Annotated in this window: 11 protein-coding genes; all 11 read left to right on the top strand. The window is 59.6% G+C overall.

The features are described from left to right. Positions 1–14 precede the first annotated feature (14 nt). Positions 15–1,781, top strand: a complete 1,767-nt coding sequence (locus tag J1C59_RS15465) for a peptidoglycan glycosyltransferase FtsI (RefSeq protein WP_111139401.1) — start codon at positions 15–17, stop codon at positions 1,779–1,781. Next, entirely contained in the window at positions 1,768–3,255 is a 1,488-nt protein-coding gene (gene murE / locus J1C59_RS15460; protein WP_128084259.1) for a UDP-N-acetylmuramoyl-L-alanyl-D-glutamate--2,6-diaminopimelate ligase, read from the top strand. Before J1C59_RS15465 ends, murE begins: the two co-directional genes overlap by 14 nt. Then, positions 3,252–4,610 (top strand): UDP-N-acetylmuramoyl-tripeptide--D-alanyl-D-alanine ligase, encoded by a 1,359-nt coding sequence (gene murF / locus J1C59_RS15455; protein ID WP_128084260.1) that lies wholly within the window; start codon positions 3,252–3,254, stop codon positions 4,608–4,610. Before murE ends, murF begins: the two co-directional genes overlap by 4 nt. After that, on the top strand, positions 4,604–5,686 hold the full coding sequence (mraY, locus tag J1C59_RS15450) for a phospho-N-acetylmuramoyl-pentapeptide-transferase (RefSeq protein ID WP_111139404.1): 1,083 nt from the start codon (positions 4,604–4,606) through the stop codon (positions 5,684–5,686). The genes murF and mraY overlap by 7 nt, the downstream gene beginning before the upstream one ends. A 2-nt stretch (positions 5,687–5,688) precedes the next feature. Next, positions 5,689–7,005 (top strand): UDP-N-acetylmuramoyl-L-alanine--D-glutamate ligase, encoded by a 1,317-nt coding sequence (gene murD / locus J1C59_RS15445; protein WP_128084261.1) that lies wholly within the window; start codon positions 5,689–5,691, stop codon positions 7,003–7,005. Continuing rightward, positions 7,005–8,219 carry a cell division protein FtsW gene (ftsW, locus tag J1C59_RS15440; protein WP_111139406.1) on the top strand — a complete coding sequence of 405 codons (1,215 nt, stop codon included), beginning with the start codon at positions 7,005–7,007 and terminating at the stop codon, positions 8,217–8,219. Before murD ends, ftsW begins: the two co-directional genes overlap by 1 nt. Beyond that, a complete protein-coding gene (murG, locus tag J1C59_RS15435) occupies positions 8,216–9,274 on the top strand; it encodes an undecaprenyldiphospho-muramoylpentapeptide beta-N-acetylglucosaminyltransferase (RefSeq protein WP_128084262.1) in 1,059 nt (352 codons plus the stop codon). Before ftsW ends, murG begins: the two co-directional genes overlap by 4 nt. Positions 9,275–9,344: 70 nt before the next feature. Next, complete coding sequence (murC, locus tag J1C59_RS15430) at positions 9,345–10,820, top strand: UDP-N-acetylmuramate--L-alanine ligase (RefSeq protein ID WP_128084263.1); 1,476 nt, start codon at positions 9,345–9,347, stop codon at positions 10,818–10,820. Continuing rightward, a complete protein-coding gene (locus J1C59_RS15425; RefSeq protein WP_128084264.1) occupies positions 10,813–11,733 on the top strand; it encodes a D-alanine--D-alanine ligase in 921 nt (306 codons plus the stop codon). The genes murC and J1C59_RS15425 overlap by 8 nt, the downstream gene beginning before the upstream one ends. A 1-nt stretch (position 11,734) precedes the next feature. After that, positions 11,735–12,574, top strand: a complete 840-nt coding sequence (gene ftsQ, locus J1C59_RS15420; RefSeq protein ID WP_111139410.1) for a cell division protein FtsQ — start codon at positions 11,735–11,737, stop codon at positions 12,572–12,574. After that, positions 12,571–13,827 carry a cell division protein FtsA gene (ftsA, locus tag J1C59_RS15415; RefSeq protein ID WP_003854739.1) on the top strand — a complete coding sequence of 419 codons (1,257 nt, stop codon included), beginning with the start codon at positions 12,571–12,573 and terminating at the stop codon, positions 13,825–13,827. Before ftsQ ends, ftsA begins: the two co-directional genes overlap by 4 nt. Positions 13,828–13,898 lie beyond the last annotated feature (71 nt).

Raw genomic sequence — 13,898 nt, 5'->3', positions numbered from 1 at the left:
ATTTCAGATAGCGAATGAGCGGTACAGGCAGAACGCTGAAGTTAAAGAAACCGGAAGATAAGGCCAGCTTTGTAAGCTGGCGTTTTGCGTTGCTGTGCGGCTGTATTTTGCTGGCGCTGGGAGGCCTGCTGTCGCGGGTGGCCTGGCTGCAGGTGATCAATCCGGGCAAGCTGGTTAAAGAGGGCGATCTGCGCTCACTGCGCGTTCAGGCGGTGCCGACCTCGCGCGGAATGATCAGCGACCGCGCCGGACGCCCGCTGGCGGTGAGTGTGCCGGTGAATGCGATCTGGGCCGATCCTAAGGAGCTGCACGCCGGGGGCGGCGTGACGCTGGACAGCCGCTGGAAGGCGCTCTCCGATGCGCTCTCGATTCCGCTCGATCAGCTGGCGGCCCGTGTTAATGCGAATCCCAAAGGCCGTTTTGTCTATCTGGCGCGCCAGGTCAATCCGGCCATTGGCGACTACGTTAAAAAACTCAAACTGCCGGGTATTCATCTGCGCGAAGAGTCGCGCCGCTACTATCCTGCCGGGCAGGTGACCTCCCATCTGATTGGCTTCACCAACATCGACGGCCAGGGCATTGAAGGCATCGAAAAGAGCTTTGATAAGTGGCTCACCGGCGCGCCGGGCGAAAGAACGGTGCGTAAAGACCGCTATGGCCGGGTCATTGAAGATATCTCCTCCGTAGACAGCCGGGCTGCCCATAACCTGACGCTCAGCATCGATGAGCGGCTCCAGGCGCTGGTCTACCGTGAACTGAACAACGCAGTTGCCTTTAACAAAGCGGAGTCAGGAACGGCGGTGCTGGTGGATGTGAACACCGGCGAAGTGCTGGCGATGGCCAACAGCCCGGCTTACAACCCGAACAACCTCAGCAACACGCCGAAAGATCTGATGCGTAACCGTGCCATCACCGACATCTTTGAGCCCGGCTCGACCGTGAAGCCGATGGTGGTGATGACGGCGCTGCAGCGCGGCGTGGTCAGAGAGAACAGCGTCCTGAATACCGTGCCGTACCGCGTCAATGGTCATGAGATCAAGGATGTGGCGCGCTACAACGAACTGACCCTGACAGGGGTTTTACAGAAGTCGAGTAACGTCGGTGTTTCACGTCTGGCGTTAGCGATGCCCTCCTCAGCGCTGGTAGAAACTTACGCGCGCTTTGGACTGGGTAAACCGACCAATTTGGGGCTGGTCGGGGAAAGCAGTGGCTTATACCCTAAAAAACAACGGTGGTCTGACATAGAGAGGGCCACCTTCTCTTTCGGCTACGGGCTAATGGTAACGCCGTTACAGTTAGCGCGGGTCTACGCAACGATTGGCAGCTATGGCATTAACCGTCCGCTGTCGATCACCAAGGTCGATCCCCCTGTCGCGGGTCAGCGCGTTTTCGATGAATCACTGGTTAAGACCGTGATGCACATGATGGAAAGCGTGGCGCTGCCCGGCGGTGGTGGCGTCAAAGCGGCCATCAAGGGCTACCGGATTGCGATAAAAACCGGTACGGCGAAAAAGGTCGGTCCCGACGGACGCTACGTCAATAAATACATTGCTTATACCGCAGGCGTGGCGCCTGCCAGTCATCCCCGATTCGCGCTGGTGGTGGTGATCAACGATCCCCAGGCCGGCAAGTATTACGGTGGTGCGGTTTCCGCACCGGTGTTTGGTGCCATCATGGGCGGCGTACTGCGCACCATGAACATTGAGCCGGATGCGTTACCGACGAATGACAAGAACGAGCTGGTGACTAACAGAAGTGAGGAAACAAGTGACAGATCGTAACCTGCGCGACTTACTCGGCCCCTGGGTGCCAGGCGCGCCGGCGCGCCCTTTGCGCGACATGACCCTGGACAGCCGCCTGGCGGCTTCTGGCGATCTGTTTGTCGCGGTTGCAGGCCACCAGGTCGACGGACGCCGTTTCATTCCACAGGCGATCGCGCAGGGCGTGGCGGCGGTGGTGGCGGAAGCCGAGGGTGAAGCAGCTGACGGCGAAATCCGTGAAATGCACGGGGTGCCGGTAATCTATCTGGCGCAGCTGCCTCAGCGTCTGTCGGCGCTGGCAGGCCGCTTTTATCAGCAGCCGGGCGAAAAGCAGACGCTGATTGGCGTCACCGGCACCAACGGTAAAACCACGACCACGCAGCTGCTGGCGCAGTGGGCGACGCTGCTGGGCGAAACCAGCGCGGTCATGGGCACCGTCGGCAATGGGCTGGTCGGTCACTTATCGGCGGCGGAAAATACCACCGGTTCGGCGGTCGATGTTCAGCATCTGCTGCACGATCTGGCCGAAAAAGGGGCGACCCTGACCGCGATGGAAGTCTCGTCGCACGGCCTGGTGCAGCATCGCGTAGCGGCGCTGCCGTTTGCCGCCGCAGTCTTTACCAATCTCAGCCGCGATCATCTCGATTATCACGGCGATATGCAGGGCTATGAGTCAGCCAAGTGGCTGCTGTTTTCTGAACACCAGGTCGGCCAGGCGATCCTGAACGCGGATGATGAGGTCGGCCGTCGCTGGCTGGCGCGCCTGCCTGATGCCGTCGCCGTGACGCTGGAGGATAACCTTCAGCCGGGCTGCCGGGGCCGCTGGCTTAAAGCCGATGCGGTGACCTATCACGATAACGGTGCGCACATCCGTTTCAGCTCCAGCTGGGGCGATGGCGAGATCGACAGCCCACTGATGGGTGCCTTCAACGTCAGCAACCTGATGCTGGCGCTGGCAACGCTGCTGTCGCTGGATTATCCGCTGGCCACGCTGGTCAGCGTGGCTCCGCAGCTGCAGCCGGTCAACGGGCGCATGGAAGTCTTCAGCGCCGAAGGAAAACCCACGGTGGTGGTGGATTATGCCCATACACCGGATGCGCTGGAAAAGGCGCTGGAAGCGGCCCGCCTGCACTGCAAAGGCAAACTCTGGTGCCTGTTTGGCTGTGGCGGCGATCGTGACAAAGGCAAGCGTCCGCTGATGGGCGCAATCGCCGAGCAGTATGCGGATGTCGTGGTCATTACGGATGACAACCCGCGCAGCGAAGATCCTCAGGCGATTGTGAATGACATTCTGACCGGCCTGCTCGACCCGGGCCGCGCCCGCGTGGTCGCCGGCCGTGCTCAGGCGGTGACGAACACCATTATGCAGGCGCAACCCGACGATATCGTGCTGGTGGCAGGCAAAGGCCATGAAGATTATCAGATCATCGGTCAACACCGTCTCGACTACTCCGATCGTGCCACCGTGGCGGCACTGCTGGGAGGCGTAGCATGATCCCGGTTTCATTACAGACCCTGGCGCAGATCACCGGCGGCACGCTGCACGGCAGCGATCTGACCCTGAATGAGGTGACCACCGACACCCGCCGCGTAATCGCAGGCAGCCTGTTTGTGGCGCTGGTCGGTGAACGCTTCGATGCTCATGACTTTGCCGCTGACGCGATTGCCAGTGGCGCACAGGCTTTGCTGGTTAGTAAGCATTTACCTGTCGCCGTGCCGCAGGTCGTGGTTGCGGATACCCGCCTCGCCTTTGGCAGACTGGGCGCGTGGGTTCGTCAGCAGTCCACCGCGCGTGTGGTGGCGCTGACCGGCTCCTCCGGCAAGACCTCGGTTAAAGAGATGACGGCCGCTATCCTGCGTGAGTGCGGTGAAACGCTCTACACGGCGGGCAACCTGAACAACGATTATGGCGTGCCGATGACGCTGCTGCGTCTGACCGCAGAGCATCAGTATGCGGTGATCGAACTGGGTGCGAATCATCAGGGCGAAATCGCCTACACCACCGATCTGGTGAAGCCGGAAAGCGCGCTGGTGAACAACCTGGCCGCCGCTCATCTGGAAGGTTTTGGTTCACTGGAAGGTGTCGCCAAAGCCAAAGGCGAGATTTTCCAGGGCTTACCGGCTCAGGGGATCGCCATCCTGAACGCCGAGAGCAATGACTGGCCCAACTGGCAGCGCACACTGCAGGATAAAACGGTATGGCGCTTCTCGCCGCAGGCCGCAGAGTGTGATTTTTCCGCCCACGACATCCGCATCGCGCAGGATGGCACCCATTTCGTTATGAAAACGCCGTGCGGCACGATCGACATCGTGCTGCCTCTGCCGGGACGTCACAACATCGCTAACGCTTTAGCGGCCGCGGCGCTGGCGCTGTCGGTAGACGCTCCGCTCAGCGCCGTTCAGCAGGGACTCAGAAACCTGCAGTCGGTGCCGGGCCGCCTGTTCCCGGTGCGCCTCTCTGCGAACCAGCTGCTGCTGGATGACAGCTACAACGCCAACGTCGGATCGATGACCGCCGCCGCGCAGGTGCTCTCTGAGATGCCGGGCTACCGGGTGCTGGTCGCGGGTGACATGGCGGAACTGGGTGACGAAACAGAAAAATGTCACCGCGAAGTCGGGGAAGCGGCGCGTGATGCCGGTATCGATCGCGTGCTGACCACCGGCAGATTCAGCCATTTTATCGGCGAAAGCAGCGGCGTTGGCGAACATTTCAGCGATAAGACGGCGCTGACTGAACGTTTGCGTCAGTTGTTGTCCGAACACTCAGAAATTACGGTCTTGATAAAAGGTTCACGTAGTGCCGCCATGGAGCAGGTAGTACAGAGCTTAAAGGAGAAAGGAACATGTTAGTTTGGCTGGCCGAGCATCTGGTCGCTTTTTATTCCGGCTTTAACGTCTTTTCGTATCTGACGTTTCGCGCCATTGTCAGCCTGCTGACCGCGTTATTTCTCTCGCTCTGGATGGGCCCGCGCCTGATCGCCTGGCTGCAGAAATTACAGATTGGTCAGGTTGTCCGTAACGATGGCCCGGAGTCGCACTTCAGCAAGCGCGGCACGCCGACCATGGGCGGCATTATGATCCTGACCTCCATCACCGTCTCCGTGCTGATGTGGGCCTATCCCTCGAATCCGTACGTCTGGTGTGTGCTGTTCGTCCTGATCGGCTTCGGCATCATCGGCTTTGTCGATGACTATCGCAAAGTCGTGCGCAAAGACACCAAAGGCCTGATCGCCCGCTGGAAATATTTCTGGATGTCGGTGATTTCGCTGGGCGTTGCCTTCGGACTCTATGCGGCGGGCAAAGATACGCCTGCGACCCAGCTGGTGGTGCCTTTCTTCAAAGACATCATGCCGCAGCTGGGCCTGTTCTATGTGCTGCTGGCGTACTTTGTGATTGTCGGCACGGGTAATGCGGTCAACCTGACCGATGGCCTGGATGGTCTGGCTATCATGCCAACCGTGTTTGTCGCGGCGGGCTTTGCGCTGGTCGCCTGGGCCACCGGTAACGTCAAGTTTGCGGAGTACCTGCACATCCCTTATCTGCGTCACGCGGGTGAACTGGTGATTGTCTGCACCGCCATCGTCGGGGCAGGGCTGGGCTTCCTCTGGTTTAATACCTATCCGGCTCAGGTCTTTATGGGCGACGTCGGTTCGCTGGCGCTGGGTGGCGCGCTGGGTACCATCGCCGTGCTGCTGCGTCAGGAATTTTTGCTGGTGATCATGGGCGGCGTGTTTGTGGTTGAAACGCTGTCGGTGATCCTGCAGGTGGGATCGTTCAAGTTACGCGGCCAGCGTATTTTCCGCATGGCGCCGATCCATCACCACTATGAACTCAAGGGCTGGCCGGAACCGCGCGTGATTGTGCGCTTCTGGATCATTTCGCTAATGCTGGTGCTGATTGGCCTGGCCACGCTGAAGGTGCGTTAATCATGGCTGACTATCGGGGTAGAAAAGTCGTCATCATCGGGCTGGGCCTGACCGGGCTCTCCTGTGTTGATTTCTTTTTAGCGCAGGGCGTAACGCCTCGCGTGATGGACACCCGTGTCTCGCCGCCGGGGCTGGATAAACTGCCGGGGCAGGTTGAACGCCATCTGGGCGGGATCAACGGCGACTGGCTGCTGGCCGCCGACCTGATCGTAGCCAGCCCGGGCATCGCGCTGGCGCACCCGATTCTCAGCGAAGCGGTTGACGCCGGTATCGAAATCGTCGGCGACATCGAGCTGTTCTGCCGCGAGGCGCAGGCTCCGATCGTCGCCATTACCGGCTCCAACGGCAAAAGCACCGTCACCACTCTGGTCGGTGAGATGGCGAAAGCGGCGGGCTGGCAGGTGGGCGTCGGTGGCAACATCGGCCTGCCCGCGCTGAGCCTGCTGCAGTCTCCGGCACAGCTCTATGTGCTGGAACTCTCCAGTTTCCAGCTGGAGACCACCTACAGCCTTAAAGCGGCGGCGGCCACCGTGCTGAACGTCAGCGAAGATCATATGGATCGTTATCCGCTGGGCATGCAGCAGTATCGCGCGGCCAAACTGCGGATCTACGAGAACGCCCGGACCTGCGTCGTTAACGCCGATGATGCGCTGACGATGCCGGTGCGCGGCGCAGACAACCGCTGCATCAGCTTCGGTATCGATTTCGGCGACTACCACCTTAACAAGCAGCAGGGCAGTATCTGGCTGCGGGTGAAGGGCGAGAAAGTGCTGAACACGGCCGAAATGAAGATGGTGGGACAGCACAACTACGCGAACGCGCTGGCGGCGCTGGCGCTGGCCGATGCGGTCGGTCTGCCTCGCGCCTCCAGTCTGGCTGCCCTGACGCAGTTCAGCGGCCTGGCGCACCGTTTTCAGCTGGTCCATGAACATCAGGGCGTGCGCTGGATTAACGACTCCAAAGCCACCAACGTCGGCAGCACCGAAGCGGCGCTGAACGGCCTGCAGGTAGAGGGAACTCTGTGGCTGCTGATGGGCGGGGACGGAAAGTCTGCTGACTTCTCGCCGCTGATCCCCTGGCTGCAGGGCGACCATATCCGCCTCTACTGCTTTGGCCGCGATGGTGATGCGCTGGCGGCACTGCGTCCGGAGATTGCTGTGCGCACGGAGACGCTGCGTCAGGCGATGGAGCAGATTGCGCCACAGGTCCGGTCCGGCGACATGGTGCTGCTGTCGCCCGCCTGCGCCAGCCTTGACCAGTTCCGTAACTTTGAGCAGCGCGGTGAGCAGTTCGCGCAACTGGCGAAGGAGCTGAGCTGATGCGTATTCCTGGTGCCGGTGTGGCGCAATTCTTTGGCGGACGCCTGAAAGACTGGGTCATGGGCGCACGCGAGAGCGATGACACGTCGCTGGTGCTCTATGACCGCACGCTGCTATGGCTGACGCTGGGTCTGGCGGTGATCGGTTTTGTGATGGTGACATCGGCCTCAATGCCGGTCGGTCAGCGTCTCAACGATGACCTGTTCTACTTTGCCAAGCGTGATGCGTTCTATATCGCGCTGGCCTTTGGTATGGCGCTGGTCACGCTGCGGGTGCCGATGGATTTCTGGCAACGTTACAGCAACGTGATGCTGATGGTGACGGTAGCGATGCTGCTGATTGTTCTGGTGGTTGGTAGCTCGGTTAACGGTGCTTCGCGCTGGATCGCGCTGGGGCCACTGCGTATTCAGCCTGCCGAGCTGTCGAAGCTCTCCCTGTTCTGCTATCTCGCCAGCTACCTGGTGCGCAAGGTAGAGGAGGTGCGTAACAACTTCTGGGGCTTCTGTAAGCCGATGGGCGTGATGGTGGTACTGGCAGTTTTACTGCTGGCGCAGCCCGACCTCGGAACGGTCGTCGTACTCTTTGTGACCACGCTGGCGATGCTGTTTCTGGCGGGCGCCAAACTGTGGCAGTTCATGGCCATCATCGGTTCCGGTATTTTCGCGGTGATCCTGCTGATCATCGCCGAACCTTACCGTATGCGCCGTGTGACCTCGTTCTGGAATCCGTGGGAAGATCCCTTTGGTAGCGGCTATCAGCTGACGCAGTCGCTGATGGCATTTGGTCGCGGCGAATTCTGGGGCCAGGGACTGGGTAACTCCGTACAAAAGCTGGAATATCTGCCGGAAGCGCATACCGACTTTATTTTCGCCATCATAGGGGAAGAACTCGGCTACGTCGGTGTGGTATTGGCACTTTTAATGGTATTCTTCGTCGCTTTTCGTGCGATGTCGATTGGTCGCCGCGCGCTGGAGCTGGATCAGCGTTTCTCCGGCTTTCTGGCCTGTTCGATCGGGGTCTGGTTCAGCTTCCAGGCGCTGGTTAACGTCGGGGCCGCCGCCGGTATGCTGCCGACCAAAGGTCTGACGTTACCGCTGATCAGTTACGGTGGGTCGAGTCTGATCATTATGTCGACGGCCATCGTCTTTTTATTACGCATAGATTATGAAACGCGCCTGGCGAAAGCGCAGGCGTTTACCCGAGGTGGTCGATGAGCGGTAAGCGATTGATGGTGATGGCAGGCGGAACCGGTGGGCATGTGTTTCCCGGTCTGGCTGTCGCCCATCATCTGATGGAACAGGGCTGGGAGGTTCGCTGGCTCGGGACGGCCGACCGTATGGAAGCCGATCTGGTGCCAAAGCATGGCATCGACATCGACTTCATCCGCATCAGCGGATTACGCGGCAAAGGCCTGAAGGCGCTTCTGCAGGCCCCGCTGCGCATTTTCAACGCATGGCGTCAGGCGCGCCGCATCATGAAAGCCTGGCAGCCGGATGTGGTGCTGGGCATGGGCGGCTACGTTTCAGGCCCTGGCGGTCTGGCGGCCTGGAGTTGCGGGATTCCGGTGGTGCTGCATGAGCAGAATGGCATCGCCGGACTGACCAACAAATGGCTGTCGAAAATCGCCACCAAAGTGCTGCAGGCCTTTCCGGGCGCATTCCCCGCCGCGGACGTGGTCGGGAACCCGGTGCGTACCGATGTCCTGGCGCTGCCGCTGCCTGCGCAGCGGATGGCCGGTCGTCATGGCCCCGTGCGGGTGCTGGTGATTGGCGGCAGCCAGGGCGCACGGATACTGAATCAGACCCTGCCGCAGGTCGCGGCGCGGGTGGGTGATGAGATCACCCTGTGGCATCAGACCGGTAAAGGTGCGCTGCCCGAAACCGAGAAAGCCTATCAGCAGGCCGGTCAGACCCAGCATAAGGTGACCGAGTTTATTGATGATATGGCCGCCGCCTACGCCTGGGCGGACCTGGTGGTGTGCCGCTCCGGTGCGTTAACCGTGAGCGAAGTCGCTGCGGCAGGTTTACCGGCGATTTTTGTGCCGTTTCAGCATAAAGATCGCCAGCAGTACTGGAACGCGCTGCCGCTGGAGAAAGCGGGCGCCGCCAGAATTTTTGAGCAGCCGCAGTTTACTGCGGAGGCCGTCGCGGATCAGCTCCGCCACTGGGATCGCGCAACACTGCTGACGATGGCTGAACAGGCCCGTCAGGTGGCGATCCCCGATGCGACCGAACGGGTCGCTCAGGAAGTGGCTCGCGCCGCAAAGTAATCATTCCGGTCAGCGCGTCTGACCTGTACCCGGAGCAGGTACAAACTGAAAGAGCAGGTAATTGAGAGCGATGAATACACAACAATTGGCAAAACTGCGTTCTATTGTGCCCGAGATGCGTCGCGTCCGGCACATTCACTTTGTCGGCATCGGTGGTGCGGGCATGGGCGGTATTGCCGAAGTGTTAGCAAATGAAGGCTACCATATCAGCGGTTCAGATCTGGCCCCGAATCCGGTGACACAGCATCTGACCGGGCTGGGTGCCACCATTTATTTTAACCATCGCCCTGAGAACGTCACCGATGCCAGCGTGGTCGTGGTTTCCAGCGCCGTTTCGCAGGACAACCCTGAGCTGGTGGCGGCCCGCGAACAGCGTATCCCGGTGATCCGCCGTGCGGAGATGCTGGCTGAGCTGATGCGCTTCCGTCACGGCATCGCCGTTGCCGGGACGCATGGCAAAACCACCACCACGGCGATGGTTTCAAGTATTTATGCGGAAGCGGGTCTCGATCCGACCTTCGTTAACGGCGGCCTGGTGAAAGCCGCAGGCACCCATGCCCGCCTGGGTAACAGCCGCTATCTGATTGCCGAAGCGGATGAGAGCGATGCGTCGTTCCTGCATCTGCAGCCGATGGTGGCGATTGTGACCAACATCGAAGCCGATCACATGGACACCTATCAGGGCGATTTCGAGAACCTGAAGCAGACGTTTATTAACTTCCTGCACAACCTGCCGTTTTACGGTCGCGCAGTGATGTGCGTAGATGATGCAGTGATCCGTGACCTGATCCCGCGCGTGGGACGCCATATCACCACTTACGGTTTCAGCGACGATGCGGATCTGCGTATCGAGAACTATGAGCAGCTGGGTGCGCAGGGCCATTTCACCCTGATCCGTCAGGATAAAGCGCCGCTGAAGATTACGCTGAACGCGCCAGGCCGTCACAACGCCCTGAACGCGGCCGCCGCCGTTGCCGTCGCCAGCGAAGAGGGCATCGAAGACAATGCGATCCTGGCCGCGCTGGAGAGTTTCCAGGGTACCGGTCGTCGCTTTGATCTGCTGGGCGAGTTCCCGACAGAGCCGGTCAATGGTCAGCCAGGCAGCGCGATGCTGGTGGATGATTACGGTCACCATCCCACCGAAGTGGATGCGACGATCAAAGCCGCGCGCGCAGGCTGGCCGGATAAGAAGCTGGTGATGGTGTTTCAGCCGCACCGCTACAGCCGGACCCGCGACCTGTTTGACGATTTTGCAAACGTGCTGTCGCATGTGGATGTGCTGCTGATGCTGGATGTTTACTCTGCCGGTGAAACCGCCATTCCGGGCGCTGACAGCCGTTCGCTGTGCCGCGCGATTCGCAACCGTGGCAAGGTCGATCCGATTCTGGTTACCGAACATGAGGCCCTGCCGGAGATGCTGGCGCCGCTGCTGTCGGGCAACGACCTGATTCTGGTGCAGGGTGCCGGCAACGTCGGCAAAGTGGCGCGTAAGCTGGCGGAGAGTAAACTCCAGCCAGCGCCGGAAGCGGAGGATCGTCATGGCTGATAAAGTTGCCGTATTAATGGGCGGCACCTCGGCAGAGCGCGAGGTTTCGCTGAATTCAGGTCAGGCCGTTGTCGCCGGATTACGGGAAATGGGAATAGATGCTGAGGGCATCGACACCCGCGACGTCTCTGTGCTGACGCTGAAAGAGCAGGGCTTCACCAAAGCATTTATCGCGCTGCATGGCCGGGGCGGAGAAGATGGCACGCTGCAGGCCGTCCTGGAGTTCCTGCAACTGCCCTACACCGGCAGCGGCGTGATGGCCTCTGCGGTAACCATGGACAAGCTGCGTACCAAACTGCTGTGGCAGGGTCGCGGCTTACCTTCAGGCCGCTTTGTCTGGCTGACACGTCAGCAGCGTGATGCCGGGCTGGATGCCGCGTGTCACGCGGAGATTGCGGCGCTGGGCTTACCGCTGTTTGTCAAACCTGCCTGTGAAGGGTCCAGCGTGGGCATCAGCCGGGTCAACGATCTGAGCGCGCTGCCTGCGGCGCTGGAACTGGCGTTTAAGCATGACGACGATGTGCTGGTCGAGGCGTTTCTCAGCGGCGCAGAGTATACCGTGGCGATCGTGGGCGACCGTATCCTGCCGGCCATCGAAATAAAGAGCGCCAGCGAGTTCTATGATTATGAAGCAAAATACATTTCTGACGATACTCAGTATCTCTGCCCGGCGGATTTAAGCGCTGAACGCGAGGCGGAGCTACAGCAGCTGGTACTGGCCGCCTGGCGTGCGCTGGGATGCAGCGGCTGGGGACGGATAGACGTGATGACCGATGGGGCAGGGAACTTCCAGCTGCTTGAGGCGAACACCTCGCCGGGCATGACCAGCCACAGCCTGGTGCCGATGGCGGCAAAACAGGCGGGCATGAGTTTCCCGCAGCTGGTTGCCCATATTCTGGAGCTGGCCGACTGATATGTCACAGGCGGCGATGAGAGTTCGAAACCGTGAACCGCAGGAGCGTATTCGCACCGGCCGCAGTAACGGAGCCCGACTGTTCGGCATTATCTTTTTGCTGACCGTTATCGGGATTATGGTGGCAGGCGGCCTGGCCGTGCTGAAGTGGATGAACGATGCGTCCCGGCTGCCGTTATCGAAGCTGGTGGTGACGGGGCAGACGCACTACACCACGCACGATGATATTCGCCAGGCGATTCTGTCGCTGGGGCCGCCCGGCACGTTTATGTCGCAGAACGTGGACATCCTGCAGCAGCAGATTGAGCGGCTGCCCTGGATTAAGCAGGTCAGCGTGCGTAAGCAGTGGCCGGATGAGCTGAAGATCCATCTGGTCGAGTATACGCCAGTGGCGCGCTGGAACGATTTGCATATGGTGGATGCGGAAGGGGTTTCCTTTAGCGTACCCGCCAGTCATGTCGGCAAAGAGGTACTGCCGATGTTGTATGGGCCGGAAGGGAGTGAGAAAGAGGTCCTGGCGGGCTATCACAGCATGGATGATGTGCTGAAAGCCCGGAAATTTACGCTGAAGGTGGCGTCGATGACGGCCCGGCGTTCATGGCAACTGGTCACCAGCGATGATATCCGCATCGAACTGGGACGCAGCGACACGATGAAACGACTGAATCGCTTTATTGAGCTCTATCCGGTGCTGCAGCAGCAAGGTCAGAACGAGAGCAAACGTATCAGCTACGTGGATTTGCGATACGACTCTGGTGCTTCTGTGGGCTGGACACCGGTCGTGATGGAGCCACAGGACAGTAATCAGCAACAGAACCAGGCACAGGCTAAACAACAATGATCAAGGCAACGGACAGAAAACTGGTAGTTGGACTCGAAATCGGCACTGCGAAGGTTGCCGCCCTGGTTGGGGAAATTCTGCCCGATGGTATGGTCAACATTATTGGGGTGGGCAGCTGCCCGTCCCGTGGTATGGATAAAGGTGGCGTCAACGACCTTGAGTCGGTGGTGAAATGCGTTCAGCGCGCCATCGACCAGGCTGAGCTGATGGCAGACTGCCAGATCTCCTCCGTCTACCTTGCTTTATCGGGCAAACATATCAGTTGTCAGAACGAAATCGGGATGGTTCCGATTTCCGAAGAGGAAGTGACTCAGGATGATGTGGAGAACGTCGTACATACCGCGAAATCGGTTCGTGTGCGTGACGAGCATCGCATCCTGCACGTTATCCCTCAGGAGTACGCCATCGACTACCAGGAAGGGATCAAAAACCCGGTCGGTCTGTCCGGCGTGCGTATGCAGGCGAAAGTGCACCTGATCACCTGCCACAACGATATGGCGAAGAACATCGTCAAAGCCGTTGAGCGCTGCGGACTGAAAGTGGATCAGCTGATTTTTGCCGGTCTCGCCTCCAGTTTTGCCGTGCTGACGGAAGATGAACGTGAGCTGGGCGTGTGTGTTGTCGATATTGGTGGCGGTACAATGGACATTGCCGTATATACCGGCGGCGCTTTACGGCACACTAAGGTTATTCCGTATGCAGGTAACGTCGTGACCAGCGACATCGCCTATGCGTTTGGTACACCGCCGACGGATGCTGAAGCGATCAAAGTGCGCCATGGCTGCGCGCTGGGCTCGATTGTCGGCAAAGATGAGAACGTTGAAGTGCCGAGCGTGGGCGGACGTCCACCGCGCAGCCTGCAGCGTCAGACGCTGGCCGAGGTCATCGAGCCGCGTTACACCGAACTTTTGAATCTGGTCAACGACGAGATTCTGCAGTTACAGGAACAACTGCGTCAGCAGGGCGTGAAGCATCATCTGGCCGCAGGCATTGTCCTGACCGGGGGTGCCGCGCAAATCGAAGGACTGGCGGCCTGTGCGCAACGCGTATTCCATACGCAGGTGCGTATCGGACAGCCGCTGAATATTACCGGCCTGACTGACTATGCGCAGGAATCGTACTACTCCACCGCAGTGGGACTGTTGCACTACGGCAAAGAGTCGCACATGAACGGTGATGCAGAGACCGAAAAACGTGTCTCAGTAGGCAACTGGTTCAAGCGTATTAACAGTTGGTTAAAAAAAGAGTTTTAATTTTTGTGAAAGGGGATCATGCTGTTTTCTTTTGTGATCTCCAGGCGACAGGCACATAACGGAGAGAAATC

This window comes from Pantoea deleyi, from assembly GCF_022647325.1.
GTDB classification, from domain to species: domain Bacteria; phylum Pseudomonadota; class Gammaproteobacteria; order Enterobacterales; family Enterobacteriaceae; genus Pantoea; species Pantoea deleyi.
Note: the sequence above shows the minus strand (reverse complement) of the source record. Positions and strands in the feature narration are given on the sequence as shown.

Bases quoted from the DNA above. Each gene is read 5' to 3' on its own strand.
- J1C59_RS15465 (WP_111139401.1), top strand. From the start codon at position 15: ATGAGCGGTACAGGCAGAACGCTGAAGTTAAAGAAACCGGAAGATAAG.
- murF (WP_128084260.1), top strand. From the start codon at position 3,252: ATGATCCCGGTTTCATTACAGACCCTGGCGCAGATCACCGGCGGCACG.
- mraY (WP_111139404.1), top strand. From the start codon at position 4,604: ATGTTAGTTTGGCTGGCCGAGCATCTGGTCGCTTTTTATTCCGGCTTT.
- murD (WP_128084261.1), top strand. From the start codon at position 5,689: ATGGCTGACTATCGGGGTAGAAAAGTCGTCATCATCGGGCTGGGCCTG.
- ftsW (WP_111139406.1), top strand. From the start codon at position 7,005: ATGCGTATTCCTGGTGCCGGTGTGGCGCAATTCTTTGGCGGACGCCTG.
- murG (WP_128084262.1), top strand. From the start codon at position 8,216: ATGAGCGGTAAGCGATTGATGGTGATGGCAGGCGGAACCGGTGGGCAT.
- murC (WP_128084263.1), top strand. From the start codon at position 9,345: ATGAATACACAACAATTGGCAAAACTGCGTTCTATTGTGCCCGAGATG.
- J1C59_RS15425 (WP_128084264.1), top strand. From the start codon at position 10,813: ATGGCTGATAAAGTTGCCGTATTAATGGGCGGCACCTCGGCAGAGCGC.
- ftsQ (WP_111139410.1), top strand. From the start codon at position 11,735: ATGTCACAGGCGGCGATGAGAGTTCGAAACCGTGAACCGCAGGAGCGT.
- ftsA (WP_003854739.1), top strand. From the start codon at position 12,571: ATGATCAAGGCAACGGACAGAAAACTGGTAGTTGGACTCGAAATCGGC.